We start from the raw sequence: 25,871 nt of genomic DNA on the forward strand, positions 1-25,871 counted from the left end.
GCGCCTTCAAATGAGGACGCCCGCGTCGGGGTGGACAGTACGGTCGCGACCCACGAGATGGACGACCACGCCGCCTTTTTCGAAAGAGTCGAGACCCTGCGCGCCGGGGTGGATCGGCGGCTGGCCGAACTCGCCCCGCCTGTAGGCTCCGCGCCCGACCGGCTGGTCGAGGCGGTGCGCTATTCGCTGCTGGCCCCCGGCAAGCGCTTCCGTCCGATGGTGACCCTGCTGGCCGCCGCCGAGCTGGGCGCGCCCGAGGGCGCGGCGCTGGACGTGGCCTGCGCGTTCGAGATGATCCACGCCGCCTCGCTGATCCTGGACGACCTGCCGGCCATGGACGATGCGGGCCTGCGACGCGGCCTGCCGACCATCCACCGAGCCTTCGATGAAGCCACGGCGATCCTGGCCGGGGTGGGGCTGCTCAACCAGGCCTATGCGGTGATCGCCGCCGACCGGGGCCTGCCCGCGCCGCTGCGCGCCGAGCTGGCCGGCCGGGCCGCCCACGCTGTCGGCTTTTCGGGCCTGATCGCCGGCCAGGCCCGCGACCTGTTCGACCGCGACAAGCTGCGCGACCCTGCCGCCCTGGACCGGTTGAATCACGAGAAGACCGGGGTGCTGATCATCGCCGCCGCCCAGGGCGGGGCGCTGGTCGCCAAGGAAACCGGAGGGCGGGCTTCGGACGCGGCCGTCGAGGCCATGGGCGTCTTCGCCCGCCACATCGGCCTGGCCTTCCAGATCCGTGACGATCTGATCGACGCCCAGGGCTCGACCGAGGCGGCCGGCAAGGACGTCGGCAAGGACGCCGCCATGGCCACCGTGGTCTCGACCTTGGGCTCGACAGGCGCCCGTCAGGTCATGGAAGAGCATCTGGCCAAGGCCTCGGGCGCCTTGGCCGAGGTGGGTTGCGGCGACCTGCTGGGCCGATACGTCGGCGACCTGTTCGCGCGGCGCAAGGCGGCGGCGTGATCGCCGAGCCCGTCTTGACGGTGAGCGGCGCGGTCCACGCCTATGGCGGCAAGCCGGCTCTGCGCGGTGTCGACCTGGTGCTGCGCCCGGGCGAGATCTACGCGCTGCTAGGCCCTAACGGGGCCGGTAAGACCACCCTGATCCGCGCGATCTGCGGACGCATCCGGCCTGACCAAGGCGAGGTCCTGCTGAAGGGCCGCGATCCCACTCGCGTGGCGGGGGCGCGGGCTGGCCTGGGTCTGGTTCCCCAGGAGATCGCGCTCTATCCGAACCTGACGGTGGCCGAGAACATCGAGACCTTCGCCGCCCTGGCCGACGTGCCACGCGCGGGCGTCGCGGCGGCCGTGCGCCGCGCCCTGGACCTGACCCACACGATCGATCGCGCCGATGTGCCGATCAAGCATCTGTCCGGCGGCTACCAGCGCCGCGCCAACATCGCCGCCGCCATCGTGCACGAACCCAGTCTGCTGATCCTCGACGAGCCCACCGTCGGGGTGGATCTGGACGCCCGCGAGGCGGTGGATGCGGTGATCCGAGGCCTGCGCGACCTGGGTGTGGCGGTGCTGATGACGACCCACGACCTCGACCAGGCCGGCGCCCTGGCCGACCGTGTCGGCTTTCTGCGTGACGGCCAGTTGGTGCTGGAAGGCGAGCCCCACGCCCTGATCGCCGAGGCGTTCGGCGCGCGGATGGAGATCCAGGTGCATCTCGCCGAGGCGGTCGACGCCGCGGGCGAGGCCCGCCTGATCGCCGAAGGCCTGGAGCGCACGGTGCGGCCTTCGGTCTGGACGCGGCTGGAGGCGGACGGCTACGCGGCCGCCGGGCCGTTGAACGAGCGCCTGCGCGAGGCGGGGCTGACGCCACGCGAGATCCGGGTGCGCGAACCGTCGCTGGCCAATCTGTTCACCCTGGTGGCCGATCGGAAGCTGGCGGCGTGACGTTCGGTCCAGGAAGAGGGGCGATCTGGAAGATCGTCGCCATGGTGCGGGTGATGGCGCTGGATCTCTGGCGTGATCGCGGCGCCTTGATCATGACTTTCCTGCTGCCGCCGCTGGTGTTCCTGATCTTCTCCTCGGTGTTCGCCGGAACGACGGGAGACGACATCCAGCTGAAGCTGGCGGTGGCGGACACGGCCCGCACGGCGGATTCCGGCCGATTGGCGAAGGCGCTGGCGGCTTCGCCCGAGGTCCGCGCCGAAGCGGCGCCCACGGCCGACGAGGTGCGGCGGCGGGTCAAGGCCGGGCGCGCCGACGCCGGCCTGGTGATCCGGGCCGATCCCGCCTCGGCCGGCAAGCCGTTCCTGATCATCGCCGATCCCAGCCGCGCCGTCGCCGCGCCCCTGGCCCAGGCCCGGGTGCAGCAGGTTCTGGCCGACGCCCTGCCGGACGTCACCCTGCGCCGCACGATCACCCAGCTGGAGCCGGCCCTGGGCGGCTACACCGAAGAGCAGGCCGAGAACGCCGACAGCGCCGCGGCCCTGATGCGCCAGACGCCGACCCAGGACGACGGCGGCTTCTTCGAGCGCGAGGCGATCAAGAACGCCAAGACCGGCGGCGGGGTGATCGCCTACTACGCCGGGGCGGTCATGATCCTGTTCGCCCTGTTCTCGGCCATGCAGGGCGCGCTGGGCCTGATGAACGAGCAGAGCACGGGCGTGGCCGACCGTTTGCTGGCCGGCACGGCGGGCATGGGTCCGGTGGTCAGCGGCAAGTTCCTGTTCCTGATCGGGCAGGGCGTGGCCCAGGCCGTGCTGATCTTCGCCACCGCCCAGATCGTGTATGGCGTCGCGGTGGTTCAACACTTGGCGCTATGGCTGCCGACCACCCTGGCGGCCTCCGCCTGCGCCGCGGGCGTGGCCCTGGGGCTGGTCTCGATGTGCCGCACGCGCGAGCAGGCCCAGATGCTGTCGACCTTCGTGATCCTGGTCCTGGCGGCGATCGGCGGCAGCATGGTGCCGCGCTTCCTGATGCCGCCCTGGCTGCAGGCGGTCGGCTGGTTCACGCCGCACGCCTGGACCATCGACGCCTATCAGGCGATCCTCTGGCGCGACGCCGGGATCGGCGGCGTGTATAAGGCTTGGTGCGTGCTGATCGTTGTCGGGCTCTTCGGCCTGGTGATCGCACACACCTTGGCGCGCCGGCTGCGGCGATAATCGGGATGACGATGGCGACCCTCGGTCTCGACCTGGCCCTGTTCCTGGCGGCTCTGGCCTTCATGGAGGGCTTTGCCTGGGTCACGCATCGCTACGTGATGCACGGCTTCGGCTGGGTTTGGCATCGTTCGCACCACGAGCTGCGCACCGGGATGTTCGAGCTCAACGACCTGTTCGCTGTGGTGTTCGCCGCCCCGGCCATCGTGGCGATCTATTTCGGCGTGCACGGCGTGCCCTGGCTGTTGCCGGTCGGCCTGGGGATCACGGCCTATGGCGCGATCTACGCGGTGTTCCATGACGGCATGGTGCATCAGCGGTTCAAGGTGCCGCTGGGCAAGTCGCGCTACTGGAAGCAGCTGATCCAGGCGCACCGGATCCACCATGCGGTGCATACCAAGGACGGCGCGGTGTCGTTCGGCTTCCTGCTGGCGCGCCCGGTGCGGGAGCTGAAGGCGAAGCTGCGGGCGCGGGGCGTGGACGCTTAGATCCTCCCCCTGTGGGGGAGGTGTCGGCGAAGCCGACGGAGGGGGGAGTGATCGGCAATTGGCGACCGTCTGGATCGCCTGACCGAACTCCCCCCACCGGCCTTCGGCCGCCTCCCCCACAGGGGGAGGAGCTTAAATCTTCGACCACATCGCCGGTCGCGCCGGCGCGTCGCCCAACCGATCCAGCGTCGCCGAGCGCAGGGCCAGCACGCCGCCTTCCAGCGCTCGCCAGACCTTCATCCGGCCACTGACCACCACCCGCTCGTCCCAGGCGTTGGAGCCGGCCTTCACGACGTCCAGTCCGATCTGCCGATAGACCCCGCGCGCCGCGCCGATCGCCCAGGCGCAGCGGACGGGCAGGTCGCGCAGGCCCCAGCGGGCCGAGGCGTAGTAGGGCTCGGCGGCGTCGACCAGGCGCTTGGCGAGGATCGCCACGGCGGCCCGGTGAGCGGGATCGGCCACGGCGTCCTGCGGCACGCCCAGCTCCGCCAGCCAGTCGCCGGGCACGTAGATCCGGTCGTTGCGGGCGTCCTCGACGATGTCGCGGGCGATGTTGGTCAGCTGGAAGGCCAGGCCCAGATCCTGTGCGCGGCGCAGGGTGGGCAGGGCGTTCGGCTTCACGCCCATGACCAGGGCCATCATCGTGCCGACCACGCCGGCCACGCCCCAGCAGTACTCCAGCAACTCGTCGAGCGTGGCGTAGCGCCGGCCGGCCACGTCCATGGCGAAGCCGTCGATCATGTCCAGTGCGTAGCGCTCGGGAATGCCGCGCCGCAGGGCCACGGTCTGGAAGGCGGCGAACACCGGGTCGGTCGGGGTCCCGCCGGCCATGGCCGCGCGGGTCTGGGCGTAGAGGGCTTCCAGCCGCGCCGGAGCGTCGGCCACGGGGCTCATGCCGTGGCCCAGGGTCTGGCCGTCGATCACGTCGTCGCAGTGGCGGCACCAAGCGTACAGCATCTCGGCGTCGGCCCGGGTTTCCGCGTCGAACAGGGCGGCGGCGGCGGCGAAGCTCTTGCTGCCCTTCTGGATCGCCTCGCGGCTCTGGGCTTCCAGATCGCTCATGCGGGGACGGGGGCGTAGTCGTCGATCATCAGCCCCGCCGTCGCCTTGGCCGAGCCGACCACACCGGGGATGCCCGCGCCCGGATGGGTGCCGGCCCCGACGAAATAGAGGTTGGGGATCACATCGTCGCGGTTGTGGGTGCGGAAGAAGGCGCTCTGGGTCAGGATCGGCTCCAGCGAGAAGGCCGCGCCCTTCCAGGCGTTGAGATCGGTCACGAAGTCGTCCGGCGTGATGAAGCGGCTGGTGACCAGATCAGCCGAAAGCCCTGGAATATAATGCTTTTCCAGATAGGCCAGGATCTTGTCGCGATACTTCGGCCCCTCGATCGACCAGTCGATATTCGCCGTCTTCAGGTTGGGCACCGGCGACAGGGCGTAGAAGGCCGAGCAGCCCTCGGGCGCCATGGCCGGGTCGCTGGCGGTGGGATGGTGCAGGTAGAGCGAGAAGTCGTCGGCCAGGCCGTCCTTGCCGTAGATCTCGCCGATCAGCTCGCGATAGCGATTGCCGAAGCAGATGGTGTGGTGGCGGATCTCGGGGTGCGTGGTCTTGAGCCCGAAATAGACCACGAACAGCGACGGGCTCCAGCGCTTGCTCTCCAGCGCCTTGCCGACCTTGGCGCCCCTGGGGTCGTCCGCCAGCAAGTGGCGATAGGTGTGCATGACGTCGGCATTGGAGGCGACGGTGTCGAAGGCCTCGAACTGGCCGTCGGCGCGGATCACGCCGGTGACGCGGCCGTCCTGGGTGGTGATCTTCTGGATCGGCGAAGCCAGATGCAGCGCGCCCCCCAGGTCCTCGAACAGCTTCACCAGCGCCCGGATCAGGGCGTGGGTGCCCCCACGCGGGAACCACACGCCGCCGCGCCGCTCCAGCGCGTGGATCAGGGCGTAGATCGACGAGGTGGCGAACGGGCTGCCGCCGACCAGCAGGCTGTGGAACGACAGCGCCTGACGCACGTGCTCGTCCTTCACGAAGCCGGCGACCTTGTCATAGACGCTGCGCCAGGCCTGCAGCTTCATCAGGGCGGGGGCGGAGGCGATCATGCTGCCGAAGTCGAGGAAGGGCACCGCGCCCAGCTCGACATAGCCCTTTTGGTAGAGCTCCTCGGAATAGGCGTGGAACCGGCGATAGCCCTCGACGTCGGCCGGGTTGCGGGCGGCGATCTGAGCGTCGAGCTGAGCCTGATCGTTGGCGTAGTCGAAGACGTCGCCGTCCTCCCAGACCAGGCGGTAGAACGGGTCGACCGGCAGCAGTTCGACATAGTCCTCGATCTTGCGACCGCTGAGTTCGAACAGCTCCTTAAGGCAGTCGGGGTCGGTGACGACGGTCGGGCCGGCGTCGAAGGTGAAGCCCTCGTCGTGCCAGACATAGGCGCGGCCGCCGGGCTTCTCGCGCCCCTCGAAGACGGTGACGTCGAAGCCGGAGGATTGCAGGCGAATGGCCAGGGCCAGGCCGCCAAATCCAGCGCCGATCACGGCGGCCTTGGGCTTCGGGGTCGTCATGCGTCTTGTCCTCCGAACACCGAGCTCTCGCCGATGCACTTGATGGCCGCCGAGATCGGCACGGGTGGCTTGCCGATCAGGATGCGCGCCTTGTCCCACTGGGTCAGGCGCGCGGCGTAGAAACGTTGAATGAGGCCTGGCGACAGGCGGTAGAAGCGCTCCAGCACCTTGTAGCGGTCTTCCGGCGCGCAGGCGCGGAACAGCATGCGGTTCAGCAGCCGCAGGAAGCGCCGCCGCCGCCAGACGGTCTTGGACTGGTGCTCGACGCAGGCGCGAACGGTGGCGCTGGTGATGCGGGGCAGGGCGGCCACGGCCTCGGCCAGGCGAGCGGCGTCGGGCAGGGAATAGCCGGTGGTCGGCTGGAACAGAGCGGCGCGCAGGCCGACCTCGGCGATCTGCGGCCGGGCCTCGCGCCAATAGGCGTCGATGTCGCCGCCCAGAGCGATGGGCAGCACGCCCTCTTCCTCGCGCTCGACCTTGGCGATGGTCCAGCCCTGAGCCTTGGCGTAGGCGCCGATCGCGCGGCGCAGGGCCGGGCGGTCGAGGGCCGGGCCGTCGCTGTAGCGGGTGTCCTCGATCAGCAGGCGCGTGGCGTCCAGCGGCAGGACGTAGACGAAACGATAGCCGTCCTCCTGCGAGACGGTGGCGTCCATGATGATCGGTCGGGTCAGGCCGTGCGGGGCGGACAGGCGCACGCCCTGGCCGACGAACTTCTGGTAGCCCAGGGCCAGGCTGCGGCTTTTGCGCGGGCCCCGGCCGTCGATCACCGCGCCCGCCGCGATGGTGCGGCCGTCGGCCAGGGTCACCTGGTGCGGATTGACGTCCGACACCGTGGCCGACAGCCAGGCGTCGGCGCCGAGGGCGGCGGTGACCACCTCGTGCAGGCGTCGCGAGGTGATGGCCAGGTAGTCGGTCGCCAGCTGACGGCCGTGGCCCGGAAAGCGGACCTCGTAGCCCGACCAGCGATGGACGATCAGGGGGCGCAGCCAGCCGGCCTCGCCAGCGTCGACATCGGTGGCGAAGTGGCACCAGGTGTGCTCGCCGCCGATGGTCGGACCCTGTTCCAGCAGGATCACGCGCAGGCGCGGCCGCAGGCTTTTCAGCCGCAAGGCGATCAGGCCGTTGGCCAAGCCGCCGCCCACCAGGACGACGTCGGCGCGTTGGGTCGAGGACGCGGCTACCATGCTTCGGCTCTAGCATGATTGGCCGACAGCAAAGCGACTTCTGACGCGCGTCCGCACATATTGCGCGCGACCGGGGGAGGCGGTAGGCACGCGCCAACAGGAGACGCCGATGTCGCAAGCCAGAATCATCGACGGCAAGGCCTTCGCGGCCCAGCTGCGCGAGAAGGTCGCCGCCGAGGTCGCCAGCCTGAAGGCCGAGCATGGCCTCACCCCAGGCCTGGCCGTGGTGCTGGTCGGCGAGGATCCCGCCAGCCAGGTCTATGTCCGCAGCAAGGGCGAGCAGACCTTGGCCGCCGGCATGCATTCCGAAACCCACCGCCTGCCGGCCGACACCAGCCAGAGCGAGCTGTTGTCGCTGGTCGAGCGCCTGAACGACGACCCGGCCATCCACGGCGTGCTGGTGCAGTTTCCCGTGCCCGACCATCTGAGCCAGGCGGCGATCGTCGCGGCCATCTCGCCCGACAAGGATGTCGACGGCCTGACCGTGACCAACGCCGGGCGCCTGGCCAGCGGCCTGCCGGCCCTGACCTCGTGCACCCCGGCCGGCTGCATGGTGCTGCTCAAGGACGTGGTCGGCGACCTGTCGGGCAAGCGGGCGGTGGTGATCGGCCGCTCCAACCTGATGGGCAAGCCAATGGCGCAGCTGCTGCTGGCCGCCGACTGCACGGTGACCATCGCCCATTCGCGCTCCAAGGATCTGCCCGGCATCTGCCGCGAGGCCGACATCCTGGTGGCGGCGGTCGGCCGGGCCGAGATGGTCAAGGGCGACTGGATCAAGCCGGGCGCCACGGTGATCGACGTCGGCATCAGCCGCTTCCCGTCGCGCGATCCGGTCGCCGCGGCGGCGGGCAAGACCCGGCTAGTCGGCGACGTGGCCTTCGACGAGGCCAAGGAAGTGGCCGGCGCCATCACCCCCGTGCCGGGCGGCGTGGGGCCGATGACCATCGCCATGTTGCTGGCCAACACCGTCAGCGCCGCCAAGCGCCTGAACGGGATCGCCGACTAGCGCCCCTTGCAACCTGAATGATTTCAAGGCCCTGATACGCGTCATGGCGGGGCGCGAAGACTTCGCGAAACAGGGCGGGCGAATGACGATCTCCAGACGAGGGGCGCTGGTCGTGGGCGCGGGCCTGGGCGCGGCGGCGGTGGGCGGCGGCTATGCGGTCGCGACCCACGACAAGCCCGAGCCGGAGGCTCCGCCAAGCGCCGACGCCAAGGGTCACCCGCTGTGGCGCAATTGGTCGGGCGTACAGCACGCCTATCCCGCCGCTCGGGCCACGCCCAAGACCGAGGCCGAGGTCGCGGAGGTCTTGAAGACCGCCGTCGCGCCGATCCGACCCGTGGGCGCGGGCCATTCCTTCACCGCCCTGGCGCCCACCGACGGGACCCTGGTGTCGCTGGACGCCTTGTCCGGGATCATCGCCTGGGACGGCGACGAGGTGACCGTCGCGGCGGGCACGCGGCTGGGCGCCTTGGGACCGGCCCTGGCCGCCAAGGGCCGGGCTCTGGCCAATCTGCCCGACATCAACAATCAGACCCTGGCCGGGACCTTGGCGACCGGCACGCACGGTACCGGCGCGACGCTGAAGGCCCTGCACGGCGACGTCACCGCCCTGCGCCTGATCACGCCCAAGGGCGAGACGATCGACTGCGGCGAGCATCGGAATACCGACATCTTCCAAGCCGCAAAGGTCTCGCTGGGATCGCTGGGCGTGATCACCCAGGTCCGGCTGAGGACGACGGCCAACCGTCGGCTGGATCGCAAGATCTGGCTGGAGCCGATCGAGGACGTCCTGGCCAGCGCCGAGGCGCGCTGGGCCCGGCGCCGCAATTTCGAGTTCCATGCCGTGCCGTTCACCGGGTTGGCCGTCTGCATCAGCCACGACGAGACCGACGCCCCGGTCATTCCACGTGGGCCGGACCAAGCCGCCGTCTTTCTCGACACTCTGAAAGGGCTGCGCAACCTGCTGGGCTTCTCGCCCCCGCTGCGCAGGGCGGCCGCCCAGGCTCTGCTGAGCCGGACCAAGCCCGAGCGGGCCATCGACGAGGGCTGGAAACTGCTATCGACCCAGCGGCCGATGCGCTTCAACGCCATGGAATTCCAGCTGCCGGTCGGCGTGCAACTGAAGGCCCTGGCCGAGATCGTGGCGACCATCGAAAAGGAGCGGCCCGACGTCTTCTTCCCGATCGAATGCCGCCGCATCGCGCCCGACGACGCCTGGCTGTCGCCTTTCCAGGGCGAGCCCCGGGGCTCCATCTCCGTCCAGGCCGACGACAGGGACGAGTTCGCTTTCCTCTACACCCTGATCGAGCCGATCTTCCGCCGCTACGGCGGCCGCCCGCACTGGGGCAAGCTGCACAGCGTTTCGGGGGATCAACTGGCGGGGCTCTATCCGCGCTGGAACGACTTCCTGAAGGTCCGCGCCAAGCTCGACCCGGACAGCCGGATGCTCAATCCGTACCTCAAGGGCCTGTTCGGGGTCTGAGACGTCAGGACAAAGAAAAAGCCCCGGCGCGAGGCCGGGGCTTTCTGGATCTTCGAGGTCGGACGATCAGCCGGCCAGATATTCCGTCACGCGACCTTCCAGCTCGGCCGCCAGCACCTTGCCCACCGGGTGGGTGTCGACCCTGATATCGTCGCGGACGCAGGCCTTGATCGCGTCGATATGGGCGTCGACCAGGAACATCGGGGCGGTCAGGCGCGTCGCCGGATCGTCGATCAGCTTGCACAGCGAACCGGCCAGGCGGGTGATCAGCGGGAATTCGTAGGTGGCGCCCAGGCCCTTCAGGTCGTGGGCGCGCAGGTAAAGGGTTTCGACCGTTTCGGCGTTCAGGCCCTGGGCGCGGACGTCCTGACGGGCGGCTTCCAGCTTGACGATCTCGTCATTGAGCCACTGGGCGAAGTTGCCCGAAAGGCTTTTCAGCGCGGCTTCGGCCTTGGCGATCGCCGCCATGTCGATCCCGCCTCGACCGCCTACCTTGAGCTTGAGCATGTTCGGCACCTGAATCACTTCCGCGGCGGACTTGTTGGTCACGGACGCTTCCCCCTAGGCATTGGTCTGAAATGTAGGATCAAGGCGTTAACATTAGATGAGACGCCCGTTTCTACCCTGACCAATGGGCGGTAGTGCCCTGACCAATAGCCCTTCGTGTTTGTCAGGCCGAGAATTGCTCCGTCAAAACCCGCTCCTCGAGGCTTCGACCGGCGTCGAAGAGCATGGAGAGGCTGGCGCTGCTGTCCTCGGCGATGTGAACCTCGACGACGTCGCGAACCTCGAAATTGTCGGCCACGGCGCTTACCGGTCTTTTATCGCACTCCAGGACTTCAAACGTCACCCGCGCCGTCTGCGGCAAAAGCGCGCCACGCCAGCGGCGGGGACGGAAGGCGCTGATCGGGGTCAGGGCCAGGACCTGGGCGCCGATCGGGATGATCGGGCCGTGGGCCGAGAGGTTGTAGGCGGTCGAGCCGGCCGGCGTGGCCAGCAGCACGCCGTCGCAGACCAGTTCGCCCATCCGCACCTTGCCGTCGATGCTGATGCGCAGCTTGGCGGTCTGGCGCGTCTGGCGCAGCAGCGACACCTCGTTGATGGCCAGGGCGCGGTGCTGTTTGCGGTTGGCGTCGATGGCGACCATGGCCAAGGGATGGATCACGGCCCGCTCGGCCACGTTGATCCGCTCCAGCAGGTCGTCCTCGCTGTACTCGTTCATCAGGAAGCCGACCGAGCCGCGGTTCATGCCGTAGATCGGCGTCTGGCGCTGCATGGTGTCGTGCAGGGTTTCCAGCATGAAGCCGTCGCCGCCCAGCGCCACGATCACCTGGGCGTTTTCGTCGCCGACGTCGCCGTAGCGGGCGCGCAGGCGCTCCACGGCTTCCTGCGCCTCGGGGCGGTCACTGCCCTTGAAGGTCAGGCGAGTCACGAAGGGCAGGGGCTGGAACATGCCGCCAAGTGGCTGGATCGGCGGCGGGTTGTCAAACCTCATTCAGAGCGGTTTCAGGCCGCGCTGACCGCCTGGCGGAAGGCCATGGCCGCGATGTCTGGAGCGAACGGGCCAAAGGCGCCGCTGGCCTTGCGGGCCGCTTCCGCGCCGCCGCCGGGACGGCCGCCGTTCAGCTCGCGCACCAGGGTCAGGATGGTCGGGAAGACGCTGCGGTCGATGCCCACGGCCGAGCAGGCCAGGGCCAACAGTTCGGGGCGGTTGCTGTCGACGGCCCGTCGCACCTGGCGGATGTCGAAGCGGCCCAGGCGGGCCAGGGCGAACAGGAACAGCGGCAGACGGCGTTCGCGCAGCACCCGCAGCAGGTAGCCGGGACGCAACTGGCCGGCGGCGTCCAGCTTCTCGACCAGGGCCGCCTCCATCTCCTCGCGGTCCTCGTCGCGCACCAGGCTGAGTTTCTGGATGGAGACGGTGGGCGCGCCGGCATGGGCGTCGCGCAGGGCCGCCTCGACGGCCGCGGCCATCTTCTCGGAATCCAGCTGGAAGCGAGCGGTCAGGGCGTCGCGCAGGGCGCGGCCGACCGACAGGTACAGTTGCTCGGCCAGGTCATGGGACAGGTTGGGGTGGCGGGCCAGGGGCGAACGCAGGGCGACCACGTCGCGGGCCTTGTCGACCAGCCGGCGCAGGCCCTCGGGCGAGATCCGGGCGGTGGGGTTGCTGGCCAGGGCGGTCAGCACGGCCGATTCGTCCTTGGCCAGGATCGCCTCGACCACCGCCAGCGACAGCTGCGGACGGCGGGCGATCTCGATCTGGTGTTCCAGCGTGGCCTGGACCAGCAGGCGGATCAGGTCGTGGTCCTGCAGGATCGGGCTGCGGGCGATGATCGGACGGGCGATCTCGATCTCGTCCAGCGCCAGGATGTTGATCAGGGCCGGCGGCGCCCAGGTGGCGTCGGCCAGGCTCTGGGCCAGGCGGGTGCGGATATCGCGCTCGGCCTCGACCACCAAGGTCATGAAGATCGAGTCGAGCAGGATCTGGACTTCGGGCGCGGCGGGACGGCCTTCAGCTTGGTTGGCGTCGCACATCTCCACGATGCCGGAGAGCAGGCGCTCGCGATCGGCCGGCTCGCGGCTGCGGGCCAGGGACAACAGCTGCGCGGTCTGGGCGGACTGGTTCACCAGCCTCCTCGGAAATCCAAGCTTAACCAAGACGGACCTTGGCGGCGTCAGATGAAAACATGCTTAAACAGGACAAGCCACGGAACGATGAGACAAGCGGCGCGATGTCGCAGGAAAAGATCGTCACAAAAGTCGCCAGGGAGACGCAAGACGCATGGGCCAACCTCTGATCCTCGCGCTCGATCAGGGCACGACCAGCACCCGCGCTATCCTGTTCCAGGCGGACGGCAAGCCGGTGTGCGACGCCAGCCGGCCGCTGCGCCAGAGCTATCCGCGCGACGGCTGGGTCGAGCACGACGCCGACGAGATCTACGCCGCCTGCGTGGGCGTGCTGCGCGACACTGTCGAGAAGTGCGATCGCGATAGCGCCGACATCGCCGCTCTGGGTATCACCAACCAGCGCGAGACGGTGGTGGTCTGGGACAAGGCCACGGGCCGGCCGATCCATCCGGCCATCGTCTGGCAGGACCGCCGCACCTCGGACGTCTGCGACCGGTTGCGCGGCGAAGGCCATGAGCCGGCCGTCACGGCGGCCACCGGCCTGCTGCTGGATCCCTATTTCTCGGGCACCAAGATCGCCTGGATTCTCGACAAGGTTCCCGGCGCGCGGCGGAGGGCCGAGGCGGGCGAGCTGCTGTGCGGCACGATCGATAGTTGGGTGATTTGGAGGCTGACTGGAAAAGGAGTCCACGTCACCGACGCCACCAACGCCTCGCGCACCCTACTGTTCGACATCCAGACCCAGGACTGGTCGGACGAAATGCTGGCCCTGCTGAACGTGCCCCGCGCCCTGTTGCCGACGGTGCTGGACTGCGCGGCCGACTATGGCCAGGTGACGCCCGATATCCTGGGCCGTCCGCTGCCGATCCGCGGCGTGGCCGGCGACCAGCAGGCGGCGCTGATGGGGCAGGGCTGTATCCATCCCGGCGAGATGAAGGTCACCTACGGCACCGGCGGCTTCATGCTGGTCAATACCGGCGAGGCGCGCCCGCATTCGGCCTCGCGCCTGCTGACCACCGTGGCGGCGCGGGTGGGCGGACGGACGACCTATGCCCTGGAAGGCTCGATCTTCGTGGCCGGGGCGGCGATCCAGTGGCTGAACGAGGGCCTGGGGGTCACCGGCGGACCGCGCGGGGCCGAGGCCCTGGCGAAGGCGGCGCGGGCCGATCATGGCGTGGTCGTGGTGCCGGCCTTCACCGGTCTGGGCGCCCCCTGGTGGGACGCCGAGGCCCGGGGGGCGGTGTTCGGCCTGACCCGCGACGCGGGCCTGGCCGAGATCGCCCAGGCCACCTTCGACTCCTGCGTCTTCCAGGGGCGCGACCTGATCGAGGCCATGCGGGCCGACGCGCCCTCGGCCTTCGAGGACGCCGCCCTGCGCATCGACGGCGGCATGGCCAGGAGCGCCTGGTTCAGCCAGCGCCTGGCCGACCTGACCGGCATTCCCGTGCACCGCGCCAGCTATCAGGAAACCACGGCCCTGGGCGCGGCCCTGTTCGCGGGGGTCGGGGCGGGCGTCTATGGCTCGGTCGAGGAGGCGGTGAAGGCGCGGCCGGAGGCGGAACTGCTGACGCCGACGGTGAGCGTCAACGTGCGGGAAGAGGCCTATGCGCGGTGGTTGGATGCGCTGCCGCGGGTGCGGTCTTGAGCGTGAGCTACCCCGTCGTCGGCCAGATCCATCGCCTGTCTTCGAAACTCGACGCCGTGATCGCCCCAGAGGCCGAGATCCAGCAATTGGCCGAAGGCTTCATCTGGTCCGAAGGCCCGGTCTGGGTGCGTGAGGGTGGCTATCTGGTGTTCTCGGACGTGCCGGGCAACGTCATGTACCGCTGGAGCGAAGCGGACGGGGTCAGCGAGTTCATGAACCCGTCGGGCTATGCTGGCCCGCCCACCGACGCCTTCGCCGAACCGGGCTCGAACGGCATGGCGCTGGACGCGGCCGGCGACCTGCTGGTCTGCGATCACGGCAACCGGGCCCTGGCCAAGCTGGACCTGAAGACCCGCGCGAAGACGATTCTGTTGGAGCGCTACGCCGGCAAGCGGTTCAACAGTCCCAACGATCTGGCCGTGGCCAAGAGCGGCGCAATCTACTTCACGGATCCGACCTATGGCCTGAAGGGCCGCAACGCCTCACCGCTGCGCGAGCTGGACTTCAACGGCGTCTATCGCCTGGCGCCGGACGGGACGCTGGATCTGCTGGACGCCGAGCTGACCTTCCCGAACGGGATCGCGTTATCGCCGGATGAGGGTCGGCTGTACGTCTCGGTGTCGGATCCCAAGGGGCCGGTGCTGATGGTCTATGACCTGGGGCCCGACGGCCTGACGACTTCCAAGGCTGTCTTCTTCGACGCCATGCCGCTGAGCCAAGCTGGCGGGCAGGGGCTGCCGGACGGCATGTGCCTGGACGCCGAGGGGCGGCTCTACGCCACGGGGCCGGGCGGCGTGCTGGTGCTGACGCCGGAGGCCGAGCTGATCGGCGTGATCGAGACCGGCACGGCCATCGCCAACTGCGCGTTCGGCGAGGACGGGCGGACACTGTTCCTGGCCTCGAACCACACGCTGGCGCGGGTGCGACTGAAGACGACGGGGCTGGTGTGGTGAACGACTGGGGACACATACTCACCCAACAGCCTTGCCGGATTTGCAAAGGCTCCGCCGTAAGTGTGTGTCCTCGCCCGAGTTACGGATTGGCGTCCAGATAGGTCTTCACCCGCGCGAACAGCTCCTCGAACATCGGCGTCGTCAGTCGGCCGGTGTTCGTGTTCAGCCGCGAGCAGTGATAGCTGTTGAACACCCGATAGGGCCCGGCCTGGAACTCCGTGCCATGGCCCGGCAGGCCCGCCGAGGCCTTCAGGCCCAGCGCCTTGAGCAGATTGCGGCGCGAGACGTCGCCCAGGGTGACGATGGCCTTGAGGTTGGGGAACATCTCCAACCGCGCGGTCAGGAACGGCCGGCAGTTGTTCTCCTCCGACGTCTCGGGCTTGTTGCCGGGCGGGGCGCAGCGCACGGCGTTGGTCACCGCGCTGCCGATCAGCTTCAGACTGTCGTCGGGCCGCGCCTCGAACTTGCCGGCGGCGAAGCCGTACTTGATCAGGGTGTCGTAGAGCAGGGTCCCGGCATAGTCGCCGGTGAACGGCCGGCCAGTGCGGTTGGCGCCCTTGCGGCCGGGCGCCAGGCCCACGACCAGCAGGCGGGCCTCATGGTCGCCGAACGACGGGGCCGGGCCGTTGAACCAATCGGGATACAGGTCCTGGTTCTCGCGGCGATAGGCCACCAGGCGCGGGCACAGCGGGCAGTCGCGCGGCGGCTCGGCGCGCGAGGGCACGACCTCGCCGGCGATGTTGGAATGCTGGCCCATGGCTAGTCCTCGTCGCCTTCGTCATGGGCGGACCCGCGCACCGGATCGGTGACGAAGCGGGGCAGGGGGGGGCGGTTGGCCTGCGGGCGGCCGATGATGTTCCCCAGGTCGGCCAGGTCCACGAAGTTGTCGGCCTGGCGGCGCAGGTCGTCGCTGGTCATCGGCGGCTGGCTCTTCATGGTCGAAACCACGGTGACCCGGCGGCCCTTGCGCTGCACGGCCGCGACCAGGGCGCGGAAGTCGCCGTCGCCCGAGAACAGCACCAGGTGGTCGACGGTGGCGGCCATCTCCAGCATGTCGACGGCGATCTCGATATCCATGTCACCGCGCCAGCGCTTGCGGCCCTGGCTGTCGGTGAACTCGCGGGCCGGCTTTGTCACCAGGGTGAAGCCGTTGTAGTCCAGCCAGTCGACCAGCGGCCTGATCGGGGAATACTCCTCGTTCTCGGCGATGGCGGTGTAGTAGTAGGCGCGCACCAGGATCCCGCGCTTGCGGAACTCATCCAGCAGCTTGCGGTAGTCGATGTCGAAGCCCAGGGCCTTGGCGGCGGAAAAGAAATTGGCCCCGTCGATGAACAGCGCCAGGCGCTCGGTCGGGTAGAAGGTCACGTGGTCAAAAATCCTTGAAAAATCAGCACGATCAAAAAGGACTGGATCAGGCGGTGTTGGTCGCCCTGGGCTGCAGCCTGCCCGGATCATACCCGAGTCGCGAGGCCTTGCTCGACGCCGCTGTGGAGGCGCTGGCGGGCGAGGGCCTGAGCGTCGCGACGCGGTCGTCCTGGTGGACCTCGGCCGCCTGGCCCGACCGAACCGCGCCCGCTTATCTGAACGGCGTCGTGCTGGTCGAGACGGCGCTGTCGGCTGACGAGGTCCTGGCCGCGCTGCACCGGATCGAGGCCCGCTTTGGCCGGGTCCGCGCCGAGCCCAACGCGCCCCGCACCCTGGACCTGGATCTGATCGCCCACGGCCGCACGGTGCTGGACGGCGCGGTGGTCGTGCCGCATCCCCGGGCCCACGAGCGGCTGTTCGTGATGGGGCCCCTGGCGCAGATCGCGGCGGACTGGCGTCACCCGGTCAGCGGGAAAACGGCGGCGGACCTGGCGGCGACCGCGACGGTCGGAACAGACGCAAAGTCCGTGGTTTGAGGCGGGGGGCACACACTCGCTCAATCGTCCCGATCCAGATCGCATATGCCGTGGGGCGAGTGTGTGTCCCCTTCGTCATTCGCTGTGCCAGCACATTGCCAAACTTTAATTCGCACCCGGACCGAGCCGGCAGGATAGTCCGCGCCAAATCGTGCTGAGCGCCATCGCGCTCGCGCTTCTTGGGACCTTTCCTGCATGACCCTGACCCGTTCGCTGCTCGCCTGCGCCGCCGCCTGCGCGCTGCTGTCGTCCGCTCCCGCTTTCGCCGCCGACCTGAAGAGCGGCGTCGACAAGTCCGCCTTCGACACGGCGATCAAGCCCGGCGACGACTTCTGGACCTACGCCAACGGCGCGGCGATCAAGGCCAATCCGATCCCCGCCGACCGCAGCAGCTACGGCGTCGGCGCCATCCTGACCGAGACGACCGCCAAGCGGACGGTCGATCTGATCCAGGCCGCCGCCAAGGACGCCGGTTCGGCCGACGCCAAGAAGGTCGGCGACTACTACGCCAGCTACATGGACGAGGCGGCGATCGAGAAGGCGGGTCTGGCGCCGATGAAGGCCGGTCTGGCGCGGATCGCGGCGATCAAGACCCGCACCGACCTGGCCACCGTGCTGGGCGGCAACGTCCGCGCTGACGTCGACGCCCTGAACGCCACCGACTTCTACACCGACAACGTCCTGGGCCTGTGGGCCTCGCCGGCGTTCGACGACACCAGCAAATATGCGCCGTTCCTGCTGCAGGGCGGCCTGGGCATGCCCGACCGCGAATACTACCTGTCGGACAAGGCGGCGATGAAGACGACCCGCGAGAAGTACCTCGCCCACGTCGCCAAGATCCTGACCTTGGGCGGCGTCGCCGACGCCGACGCCAAGGCGGCGAAGATCTTGGCCCTGGAGACCAGGATCGCCCAGGCCTCGGCCACGCGCGCCGACAGCGCCGACGTCCAGAAAGCCAACAACAGCTGGACCCAGGCCGACTTCGCGGCCAAGGCCCCCGGCCTGGACTGGAAGACCTTCTTCGCCGCCGCGGGCCTTGGCGGCCAGTCGCGCTTCATCGTCTGGCATCCGACCATGGTCGTGGGCCTGGGCAAGGTCGCCGCCGACGAGAACCTGGATACCTGGAAGGACTATCTGACCTTCCACTATCTGGACCACTATTCGAACCTGCTGCCCAAGGCCTTCGTGGATGAGCGGTTCGCCTTCTACGGCCAAGCCCTGTCGGGCACCCCGCAGCTGTCGGCCCGCTGGAAGCGCGGCGTCAACTCGACCAACGTCGTGCTGGGCGAGGTGGTCGGCAAGCTCTATGTCGAGCAGTACTTCCCCGCGCGCTCCAAGGCCGAGATCACGGCCATGGTCGACAACATGAAGGCCGCCTTCGTGCGCCGCATCGACGCCCTGGACTGGATGGCGCCGGAGACCAAGGCCGAGGCCCGCCGCAAGGTCGAGGTGCTGAAGGTTGGCGTCGGCTATCCCGACACCTGGCGCGACTACTCGGCGCTCGACATCGTGCGCGGCGACCCGATCGGCAATCTCCAGCGCTCGGAGAAGTTCGAGGCCGCCTACTGGATCGGCCAACTGGGTAAGCCGGTCGATCGCGGCCAGTGGGTGATGACGCCCCAGACCGTCAACGCCGTGAACCTGCCGATGCTGAACGGCCTGAACTTCCCGGCGGCCATCCTGCAGGCCCCGTATTTCGACGCGGACGCCGACGCGGCGGCCAACTATGGCGGAACCGGCGGCACGATCGGCCACGAGATCAGCCACAGTTTCGACGACCAGGGCGCCCAGTTCGACAGCCAGGGCCGCCTGCGCAACTGGTGGACCCCGACCGACTACGATCACTTCCAGAAGGCCGGCACGGCCCTGGCCGCCCAGTTCGACGGCTACAAACCGTTCCCCGACCTGGCCGTAAACGGCAAGCAGACGCTCAGCGAGAACATCGCCGACGTCGCCGGTCTAGCCGCGGCCCTGGACGCCTACCACGCCTCGCTGGGCGGCAAGCCGGCGCCGGTGATCGACGGCCTGACCGGCGACCAGCGGTTCTTCCTGGCCTACGCCCAGTCCTGGCGCGGCTATACCCGTCCGGAGGCCGAACGCCAGCAACTGGTCACCGACGGCCACGCGCCCGACCAGTACCGCGCCGACACCGTGCGCAATCTCGACGCCTGGTACGCCGCGTTCGACATCAAGCCGGGCGACGCGCTGTACCTGCCGCCAGAAAAGCGCGTGAAGGTCTGGTAGCAAGGCTTCCCCGTCCCGGGCCTCGCGCCCGGGACGCTCCTTGCCCGAGAACCGCCGATGGCCCCCATCAAGGTCGATCCCGCCCACGTCCACGAATTCGTAGACGCCGACGCCTTCTACGACTGGCTGTCGCGCCACCACGACAAGCAGAGCGAGGTCTGGATCAAGATCCACAAGGTCGGCTCGGGCCTGCCCTCGATCACCGCCAAGCAGGCGATCGACGTGGTGCTGTGCTGGGGCTGGATCGACGCCGTCCGCAAGGGCTTCGACGACAGGAGTTTCCTCCAGCGCTACACGCCGCGCGGCAAGAAGAGCATCTGGAGCCAGATCAACGTCGACAATGTCGCCCGCCTGGTCGCCGAGAAACGGATGACCGAGCACGGCCTGCGCGAGGTCGAGGCGGCCAAGGCCGACGGTCGCTGGGACCAGGCCTATGGCAGCGGGAAGGGGCTGAAGATCGCCGATGACCTGCAGGCGGCCATCGACGCCAGCCCCAAGGCCAAGGCGATGCTGGCCAAGCTGACCGAGCAGAACCGCTTCGCCCTGGCCTTCCGCATGCATCACGTGAAGACGTCGGCGGGGCGCGAGAAGAAGATCCAGACCTTCGTGGCCATGTTGGAACGCGGCGAGACGGTCTATCCCCAGAAGGCGCGCTAAGGCGCCGTGTCGCCTGGCTTGGCGTGAGGATTGGGGAAGACCGCCTCGACGGCCAGGCCGAAGGCGCCGGCGATCCGGAAGGCCAGATCCAACGAGGGGTCATGCCGCTCGGTTTCCAGGGCGTTGATCGCGTAGCGTGACACGCCAACGGTCTGGCTCAGCTGCTCCTGCGTCCAGCCGCGCTCGGCCCGCAGCACCTTGAGGCGGCTCTTCACGCGCGGGTGTCCCGGATCAGCGGCGTCACCAAGCCGAACAGACCCCAGAACAACGGATAGATCAGCCAGGCCGGGAGGTGGGGCAGGCCGATCAGCTCCAACCCGCTCCACGCGGTGGCGAGGGTGATCGCGGCGGCGGCGGCCACCGTCATGCGCTTCAGCGTCAGGGCGCGGACGAACTCGTCCTGCTCGGCGATCAGCCTGTAGGCGGCGCGAAACTGCAGGGCGACCGTGAGGGCGGGAACCAGGGCCAGGGCGGCCAGCGCGGCCATCGGCCAGCCTTGAGCCCGCCCGGCCGTCACGCCCAGCACGCAGGCCAGGAAAAGGATCCACGCGACAACCGCTCCCAAGGTGTAGCGCCAACTGGTCGGCCAAGTCGGGGTCATGTTGGGTATTCCCATCATTGAGTTGTGTTTACCTAACATTTTCCGCCATGTTGGGTCAACCCAACATCTGGAGGCCTGGCGCATTGTACGGAAGTCTGGACTTCTCCCCGCGAACACGGCATAAGCGCCCCCTCGCGAAAGCCGGGACTCTACCGATGCGGCGTTGTGTAACGCCGCTCGAGACCCTATTTTGCGATAACCAAGGCTCATAGCCCGAGGAATTCATGGCCCGCGTCACCGTCGAAGATTGCGTCGAGAAGGTTCCCAACCGTTTCGCTCTGGTCCTGCTGTCCGCCCACCGGGCGCGCGGCATCTCGGCCGGCGCCTCGCTGCTCGTCGATCGCGACAACGACAAGAACCCCGTTGTCGCCCTGCGCGAGATCGCCGACGACGTGGTCGATCACGAGGGCCTCAAGGAACAGCTCATCACCACGCTGCAACGCGTGGATGAGCACACCGAAGCCGAGGAAGAGGCCGAAACCCTCGCCCTGCTGGCCGATCCCACCCACATGCAGATGAGCGAGCTCGAGCTCGTTCGCGCTCTGCAGAGCGACCGCGATGGCGGTCAGGAGGAGCGGTACTGAGCCCCGACGGCGCAGACCCTCTTATTCTTGAAGCGGCGCCCGCCGCCGCTCCGTCCGAACGCGCGCCCGGTGAACAACCGGGCGCGTCTTCGTCTCTGACGCATGTCGAGCCGGTTCCCGCTCCAGCGCCAGCCTCCAAGCCTCGCCAGAAGATCCTTCGCCAGTATGAGTTGATCGAGCGCGTCCACGCCTACGATCCGACGGCGGACGAGGCCCTGCTGAACCGGGCCTATGTTTACGCCATGCGCATGCACGGCAGCCAGACCCGGGCCAGCGGCGATCCCTACTACGCCCACCCGATCGAGGTGGCCGGCATCCTGACCGAATACCGGCTGGACACCGCCACCATCGTCACGGCCCTGCTGCACGACGTGATCGAGGACACGCCGGTCACCAAGGAGGAGATCGGCAAGCTGTTTGGCGAAGAGATCGCCGAGCTGGTCGAGGGCGTCACCAAGCTGTCGAAGCTGGAGCTGCAGGCCGAGCATTCGCGCCAGGCCGAGAACCTGCGCAAATTCATCCTGGCCATCTCCAAGGACGTCCGCGTCCTGCTGGTCAAGCTGGCCGACCGTCTGCACAACATGCGGACGCTGCACTTCATCAAGAGTCAGGCCAAGCGCGAGCGCATCGCCCGCGAGACGCGCGACATCTACGCGCCGCTGGCCCGCAACATCGGCTGCCATCGGATCTGCACGGAACTGGAGGAGCTCAGCTTCGAGCACACCAATCCGGTGGCCCGCACCGCCATCATCCGCCGGCTCGACACCCTGCGCGCCGAGCAGGGCGGGGCGGTGGCCCTGGTCAGCCAGGAGATCTCGGCTCGCCTGGAATCGGGCGGCCTGCCGGCCCGGGTTTTCGGCCGCGAGAAGTCGCCTTATTCGATCTGGCGCAAGCTGCAACGCAAGTCGATCGGTTTTTCGCAGATGTCGGACATCTACGCCTTCCGCGTGATCGTCGACAGCGAGGAGGACTGCTACCGGGCCCTGGGCGTGGTGCATCGCGCCTGGTCCAGCGTGCCCGACCGCTTCAAGGACTTCATCTCGACGCCCAAGCGCAACAACTACCGTTCGCTGCACACCACGGTGGTGGGGCCGCGCGGCATGCGCATCGAGATGCAGATCCGCACCGAGGCCATGGACCGGGTCAACGAAGAGGGCGTGGCCGCCCACTTCCGTTACAAGGACGCCTCCTACGGCCTGGACCTGGAAGGCATGGAGGCCGCCGGCGGCCGCGATCCGCTGGCCAACCTGCGCCAGCTGGTCCAGGTGCTGGAGCACGGCGGTGACGCCGAGGAACTGGTCGAGCACGCCAAGCTGGAGATGTTCCTCGACCAGGTGTTCGTGTTCACTCCCAAGGGCAAGCTGGTCAGCCTGCCGCGGGGCGCGATGCCGTTGGACTTCGCCTATGCGGTCCACACCAGCGTCGGCGACACCTGTATCGGGGTGAAGATCAACGGTGAGCTGAAGCCGCTGCGCACCCTGCTCAACAACGGCGACGTGGTCGAGGTGATCCGGGGCTCCAAGCCCGTGGTGCCGCCGGATTGGCGTTCGTTGACGGTGACTGGACGAGCCCGCTCGGCTATCCGCCGCCACATCCGCCAGACCGAGAAGGAAGAGTTCCTGCGCCTGGGCCGGGCCTCGGTGGAGCAGGTGTTCGAGCGGGCCGGCAAGAAGCTGAAGGACGTCTCGCTGCGGCCGATCCTGGAGCGTTTCGCCCTGGAGACCGAAGAGGCCCTGTTCGACGCCGTCGGACGCGGCCGGGTTTCGCCCAGCCAGGTGCTGGAAACCGCTTTCCCGGGCATGAAGGACACCGACGTGGCCGTGGCCACGGCGCGGCGCAAGATCGAGGGCGGCACGGCCGCGCGGCTCTATGTGCGTGGCGGCGGCCTGACCCCGGGCGTCTCTCTGCACTTCGCCCACTGCTGCAGCCCGGTGCCGGGCGACCGCATCGTCGGCATCTTGCGCGAGGACGGTGAGGGGTTGGATGTCCACACCATCGACTGCCCCAAGCTGGCCGAATACGAGGACCGTGAGGACCTCTGGCGCGACCTGAACTGGACGCCCGAGGCAGAGCGCGAGACCGTGTCGCTGGCCCGCCTGCACGCCACCATCGGCAATGCGCCGGGCGTGCTGGGCCAGGTCTGCACGATCATCGGCGAGGCCGGCGGCAACATCGTCAACCTGCGCATGCACCACCGCCAGAGCGACTTCTTCGATGTCGATATCGACGTCGAGGTCCGCGACGCCAAGCACCTGACCAACATCTCGGCGGCGCTGCGCACCTGTCCGACGGTGGAGACTGTGGACCGGACGCGGGGCTAGGGCCTCGCCCGCAGCATCCGATCGACCCGACCGGCCAGGTCGGCCACCGCGAAGGGCTTGGTCAGCACCTCCATGCCATGCTGGATATGTCCGTGGTTGAGGACGGCGTTCTCGGCGTAGCCGGTGATGAACAGCACCTTCAGGTCTGGACGCAGCGCCCGGGCCGCGTCAGCCACCTGGCGCCCGTTCAGCCCGCCGGGCAGACCTACGTCGGTGATCAACAGGTCGATCCGGGCGCCCGATTGCAGGATCTTCAGGCCCGCCGGTCCGTCGGGCGCCTCGGCGCAGCTGTAGCCGAGCTCGTTCAGCGTATCGACGATCAGCATGCGGATGGTCGGCTCGTCGTCAACGACCAGCACGGTTTCGCCGGCGCTGGGCTGGGGGAAGGGGGCGGCCGGATGAGCTTCCTCGATCTCCTCCTCGCCGAAATGGCGCGGCAGGTAGATGCAGACCATCGTGCCCTGGCCCAGCTCGGAATAGATGCGGACATGGCCGTGCGATTGCTTGGCGAAGCCGTAGACCATCGACAGCCCCAGGCCGGTGCCTTCGCCGATCGGCTTGGTGGTGAAGAACGGGTCGAACACCCGCTCCTGGATGGCCTTGTCGATGCCCACGCCCGTGTCGCTGACGCAGACGGTGACGTACTGGCCCGGCTCCATGCCGCGCTCGAGCGCCGAGCGGCGGTCCAGCCACTTGTTGCCCGTCTCGATGGTGATGCTGCCGCCGTCGGGCATCGCGTCGCGGGCGTTGATGCACAGGTTCAGCAGGGCGTTTTCGAGCTGGTTGGAATCCACCAGCGTGGGCCACAGGCCGCCGGCGGCGACGGTCTCGACGGCGATCGACGGGCCGACCGTGCGCCGCACCATGTCGACCAGGTCGGCCATCAGTCGATTGATCACGATCGGCCTGGGCGACAGGGTCTGGCGGCGCGAGAAGGCCAGCAGGCGATGGGTGAGGGCGGCCGCGCGCCGCGTCGCCCCCTGGCCGGCCGAGAGGTAGCGTTCGACGTCGCGCATGCGGCCCTGGGATAGCCGCGAGCCGATCATCTCGAACGAGCCGGCGATGCCCGACAGCAGGTTGTTGAAATCGTGGGCCAGGCCGCCGGTCAACTGGCCGACCGCCTCCATCTTCTGGGCCTGGCGCAGGGCGTCCTCGGCCTCCTGCAGCCGCTCCTGCTCGTGCAGGCGCTCGGTGACGTCGTAGACGAACTGGAAGGCGCCCGCCTGGTCGCCGTTCTCGTCCCGCAGCACGCCGAACCGCATCTCGTAGGCGCGCCGGTCGCGCCCCGGATCGCCGAACGTCCCGACCTCGACGAAGTCCTCGCCGGCCAGGGCGCGGGCCCAGACGGCCTTTACCTGGGCCTGGTTCTCGGGCTGGTCGGCCAGCAGGTCCAGCATGCTGTCGCCCACCTTGGGCCGTGGACCGAAGATGCGCTCGAACTCGTTCGCGGCGGCGCTGTTGATGGCCAGCCAGCGGAAGTCCAGGGCGACGACCTGGACGAAGGCGTTGGTGCCCTCGACGATGTCGGCCAGCACGCGGCGTTCGGCCAGGGCTTCGGCGACGCGGGCTTCGAGGGTCTCGTTCAGTTGACGCAGGGCCAGTTCGGCCTGGCGGCGCTCGGTGACGTCCTGGAACAGCACCGCCACCTGGCGGCGGCTGGGCGGTTCGATCCGGAAGGCCGACAGCGACAGATGGCGGCCCGTGGCGACCAGTTCCTGTTCGAAACGGATCGGCTCGCCCGTCCGCAGCACGGCGCCGTAACGCTCGACCCAGCTGTCGGCTTCCTCGCCGACCATCTCGCGCACCTTTTGGCCCACGACCTCGGGGATGCCGGCGTGGCGGGTGTAGGCCGGATTGGCGTCGACATGGATGTAGTCGCTAAGCGGCCCGTGGGGGCCGTCGAAGAACTCGATGACGCAGAAGCCCTCGTCCATCGAGTCGAACAGGGTGCGATACTGCTGGGCGTCGCGGTCGCGTTGCTTGAGGGCCAGTCGCAGGTCCAGCTGGTTCATCACCTGGCGCGCCAGCACCTGTAGCGTGCGCTGCTGCATGGCGGTCAGCGCTTTGGGCGCCGTGTCGAGCACGCACAGGGTGCCGATCGGCAAGCCCTCGGCGGTCTTGAGCAGGGCGCCGGCGTAGAAGCGCAGGCCAGGTTCGCCGGTCACCAGCGGATTGCCCAGGAACCGCGCGTCGGTCGTGGCGTCCGGAACCAGCAGGAAGTCGTCCTCCAGGATCGCCTTGGCGCAGAACGAGGTCTCCAGCGGCGTCTCGCGCACGCCCAGGCCCACCTCGGCCTTGAAGAACTGCCGGCCTTCGTCGATCAGATTGACCACGGCGATCGGCGTGCCGCAGATCTCGGCCGCCAGCTGGGCGATCTCGTCGAAAGCGGCTTCGCGCGGCGTATCGAGGATGTCGTAGCGGTGGAGCGCCTGGAGGCGGCGCGTTTCGCGCTCCGACGGATCGGTGTCAATCATTGCTCTCGACACCTGCCCCGACCTCAACA

Annotated in this window: 24 protein-coding genes and 1 pseudogene; 13 read left to right on the forward strand and 12 right to left on the reverse strand. The window is 68.7% G+C overall.

Going from position 1 to position 25,871, the window contains the following annotated elements:
* The first annotated feature begins 30 nt into the window (after positions 1 to 30).
* From G3M62_RS08640 to G3M62_RS08655, 4 genes are read left to right on the forward strand one after another with little or no spacing between them, the layout of a single operon-like run.
* Positions 31 to 966 carry a polyprenyl synthetase family protein gene (locus tag G3M62_RS08640; protein ID WP_246263527.1) on the forward strand — a complete coding sequence of 312 codons (936 nt, stop codon included), beginning with the start codon at positions 31 to 33 and terminating at the stop codon, positions 964 to 966.
* Positions 963 to 1,904, forward strand: a complete 942-nt coding sequence (locus tag G3M62_RS08645; RefSeq protein ID WP_165186249.1) for an ABC transporter ATP-binding protein — start codon at positions 963 to 965, stop codon at positions 1,902 to 1,904. Before G3M62_RS08640 ends, G3M62_RS08645 begins: the two co-directional genes overlap by 4 nt.
* Entirely contained in the window at positions 1,901 to 3,118 is a 1,218-nt protein-coding gene (locus G3M62_RS08650; RefSeq protein ID WP_246263529.1) for an ABC transporter permease, read from the forward strand. The genes G3M62_RS08645 and G3M62_RS08650 overlap by 4 nt, the downstream gene beginning before the upstream one ends.
* 11 nt (positions 3,119 to 3,129) lie before the next feature.
* Positions 3,130 to 3,603: a sterol desaturase family protein gene (locus G3M62_RS08655; RefSeq protein WP_165186251.1), complete on the forward strand. Its 474-nt coding sequence runs from the start codon at positions 3,130 to 3,132 to the stop codon at positions 3,601 to 3,603.
* Between the two features lie 132 nt (positions 3,604 to 3,735).
* Here G3M62_RS08655 and G3M62_RS08660 read toward each other — a convergent pair whose 3' ends face one another.
* The 3 genes from G3M62_RS08660 to crtY are packed head-to-tail and all read right to left on the reverse strand — an operon-like array spanning position 3,736 to position 7,348.
* Positions 3,736 to 4,665 carry a phytoene/squalene synthase family protein gene (locus G3M62_RS08660; RefSeq protein WP_165186252.1) on the reverse strand — a complete coding sequence of 310 codons (930 nt, stop codon included), beginning with the start codon at positions 4,663 to 4,665 and terminating at the stop codon, positions 3,736 to 3,738.
* Positions 4,662 to 6,164 (reverse strand): phytoene desaturase, encoded by a 1,503-nt coding sequence (locus tag G3M62_RS08665; RefSeq protein WP_165186254.1) that lies wholly within the window; start codon positions 6,162 to 6,164, stop codon positions 4,662 to 4,664. Before G3M62_RS08665 ends, G3M62_RS08660 begins: the two co-directional genes overlap by 4 nt.
* Positions 6,161 to 7,348: a lycopene beta-cyclase CrtY gene (gene crtY, locus G3M62_RS08670; protein ID WP_165186256.1), complete on the reverse strand. Its 1,188-nt coding sequence runs from the start codon at positions 7,346 to 7,348 to the stop codon at positions 6,161 to 6,163. The genes G3M62_RS08665 and crtY overlap by 4 nt, the downstream gene beginning before the upstream one ends.
* Before the next feature lie 109 nt (positions 7,349 to 7,457).
* Here crtY and folD point away from each other — a divergent pair, with 109 nt between their 5' ends.
* Together folD and G3M62_RS08680 are read left to right on the forward strand one after the other, a co-directional pair.
* Positions 7,458 to 8,354, forward strand: a complete 897-nt coding sequence (gene folD / locus G3M62_RS08675) for a bifunctional methylenetetrahydrofolate dehydrogenase/methenyltetrahydrofolate cyclohydrolase FolD (RefSeq protein WP_165186258.1) — start codon at positions 7,458 to 7,460, stop codon at positions 8,352 to 8,354.
* Positions 8,355 to 8,436: 82 nt separating this feature from the next.
* Positions 8,437 to 9,834 (forward strand): D-arabinono-1,4-lactone oxidase, encoded by a 1,398-nt coding sequence (locus tag G3M62_RS08680; RefSeq protein WP_165186259.1) that lies wholly within the window; start codon positions 8,437 to 8,439, stop codon positions 9,832 to 9,834.
* Positions 9,835 to 9,900: 66 nt separating this feature from the next.
* Here the strand turns inward: G3M62_RS08680 and G3M62_RS08685 are convergent, their stop codons facing one another.
* From G3M62_RS08685 to G3M62_RS08695, 3 genes are all read right to left on the reverse strand, one after another.
* On the reverse strand, positions 9,901 to 10,383 hold the full coding sequence (locus tag G3M62_RS08685; protein ID WP_165186261.1) for an Hpt domain-containing protein: 483 nt from the start codon (positions 10,381 to 10,383) through the stop codon (positions 9,901 to 9,903).
* A gap of 121 nt (positions 10,384 to 10,504) precedes the next feature.
* Positions 10,505 to 11,287, reverse strand: a complete 783-nt coding sequence (locus G3M62_RS08690; RefSeq protein WP_165191247.1) for an NAD kinase — start codon at positions 11,285 to 11,287, stop codon at positions 10,505 to 10,507.
* Positions 11,288 to 11,340: 53 nt separating this feature from the next.
* Complete coding sequence (locus G3M62_RS08695; RefSeq protein WP_165191248.1) at positions 11,341 to 12,432, reverse strand: DUF2336 domain-containing protein; 1,092 nt, start codon at positions 12,430 to 12,432, stop codon at positions 11,341 to 11,343.
* A gap of 184 nt (positions 12,433 to 12,616) precedes the next feature.
* Between G3M62_RS08695 and glpK the strand changes: the two genes are divergently transcribed.
* Positions 12,617 to 14,107 (forward strand): glycerol kinase GlpK, encoded by a 1,491-nt coding sequence (glpK, locus tag G3M62_RS08700; protein ID WP_165186263.1) that lies wholly within the window; start codon positions 12,617 to 12,619, stop codon positions 14,105 to 14,107.
* Between the two features lie 2 nt (positions 14,108 to 14,109).
* The gene (locus tag G3M62_RS08705; protein ID WP_343037661.1) at positions 14,110 to 15,060 is read left to right on the forward strand and encodes an SMP-30/gluconolactonase/LRE family protein; all 951 of its coding nucleotides are present in this window, start codon (positions 14,110 to 14,112) and stop codon (positions 15,058 to 15,060) included.
* Between the two features lie 79 nt (positions 15,061 to 15,139).
* On the opposite strand, the gene G3M62_RS08710 is transcribed toward G3M62_RS08705, so the two are convergent.
* Both G3M62_RS08710 and G3M62_RS08715 read right to left on the reverse strand, forming a co-directional pair.
* Positions 15,140 to 15,817, reverse strand: coding sequence for a uracil-DNA glycosylase (locus G3M62_RS08710; protein ID WP_165186266.1), 678 nt, complete (start codon positions 15,815 to 15,817; stop codon positions 15,140 to 15,142).
* 2 nt (positions 15,818 to 15,819) lie between these two features.
* Entirely contained in the window at positions 15,820 to 16,425 is a 606-nt protein-coding gene (locus G3M62_RS08715) for a LabA-like NYN domain-containing protein (RefSeq protein WP_165186267.1), read from the reverse strand.
* Between the two features lie 53 nt (positions 16,426 to 16,478).
* Here G3M62_RS08715 and folK point away from each other — a divergent pair, with 53 nt between their 5' ends.
* The 3 genes from folK to G3M62_RS08730 all read left to right on the forward strand — a co-directional run bounded on the left by folK (position 16,479) and on the right by G3M62_RS08730 (position 19,862).
* Entirely contained in the window at positions 16,479 to 16,961 is a 483-nt protein-coding gene (gene folK / locus G3M62_RS08720; protein ID WP_246263531.1) for a 2-amino-4-hydroxy-6-hydroxymethyldihydropteridine diphosphokinase, read from the forward strand.
* Between the two features lie 195 nt (positions 16,962 to 17,156).
* Entirely contained in the window at positions 17,157 to 19,205 is a 2,049-nt protein-coding gene (locus tag G3M62_RS08725; protein WP_165186269.1) for a M13 family metallopeptidase, read from the forward strand.
* Between the two features lie 57 nt (positions 19,206 to 19,262).
* Positions 19,263 to 19,862 carry a YdeI/OmpD-associated family protein gene (locus tag G3M62_RS08730; protein ID WP_165186270.1) on the forward strand — a complete coding sequence of 200 codons (600 nt, stop codon included), beginning with the start codon at positions 19,263 to 19,265 and terminating at the stop codon, positions 19,860 to 19,862.
* Here the strand turns inward: G3M62_RS08730 and G3M62_RS08735 are convergent.
* Both G3M62_RS08735 and G3M62_RS08740 read right to left on the reverse strand, forming a co-directional pair.
* Entirely contained in the window at positions 19,859 to 20,077 is a 219-nt protein-coding gene (locus G3M62_RS08735) for a helix-turn-helix transcriptional regulator (RefSeq protein ID WP_165186272.1), read from the reverse strand. The genes G3M62_RS08730 and G3M62_RS08735 overlap by 4 nt on opposite strands.
* Positions 20,074 to 20,463: a hypothetical protein gene (locus G3M62_RS08740; protein WP_165186273.1), complete on the reverse strand. Its 390-nt coding sequence runs from the start codon at positions 20,461 to 20,463 to the stop codon at positions 20,074 to 20,076. The genes G3M62_RS08735 and G3M62_RS08740 overlap by 4 nt, the downstream gene beginning before the upstream one ends.
* Positions 20,464 to 20,687: 224 nt before the next feature.
* On the opposite strand from G3M62_RS08740, the gene rpoZ reads away from it, so the two are divergent.
* Complete coding sequence (rpoZ, locus tag G3M62_RS08745) at positions 20,688 to 21,047, forward strand: DNA-directed RNA polymerase subunit omega (protein ID WP_007671240.1); 360 nt, start codon at positions 20,688 to 20,690, stop codon at positions 21,045 to 21,047.
* A 95-nt stretch (positions 21,048 to 21,142) separates the two neighbouring features.
* Positions 21,143 to 23,368 carry a RelA/SpoT family protein gene (locus G3M62_RS08750; protein WP_165191250.1) on the forward strand — a complete coding sequence of 742 codons (2,226 nt, stop codon included), beginning with the start codon at positions 21,143 to 21,145 and terminating at the stop codon, positions 23,366 to 23,368.
* Here the strand turns inward: G3M62_RS08750 and G3M62_RS08755 are convergent.
* Both G3M62_RS08755 and G3M62_RS26925 read right to left on the reverse strand, forming a co-directional pair.
* The gene (locus G3M62_RS08755) at positions 23,365 to 25,014 is read right to left on the reverse strand and encodes a PAS domain-containing sensor histidine kinase (protein WP_425483863.1); all 1,650 of its coding nucleotides are present in this window, start codon (positions 25,012 to 25,014) and stop codon (positions 23,365 to 23,367) included. The two genes, G3M62_RS08750 and G3M62_RS08755, sit on opposite strands and share 4 nt — an antisense overlap.
* A pseudogene (locus G3M62_RS26925) lies at positions 24,988 to 25,842 on the reverse strand (GAF domain-containing protein); the annotation flags it as partial. The pseudogene G3M62_RS26925 and the gene G3M62_RS08755, both read right to left, overlap by 27 nt.
* Positions 25,843 to 25,871: the final 29 nt, after the last annotated feature.

It is taken from the genome of Caulobacter soli (assembly GCF_011045195.1).
Classification (GTDB): domain Bacteria; phylum Pseudomonadota; class Alphaproteobacteria; order Caulobacterales; family Caulobacteraceae; genus Caulobacter; species Caulobacter soli.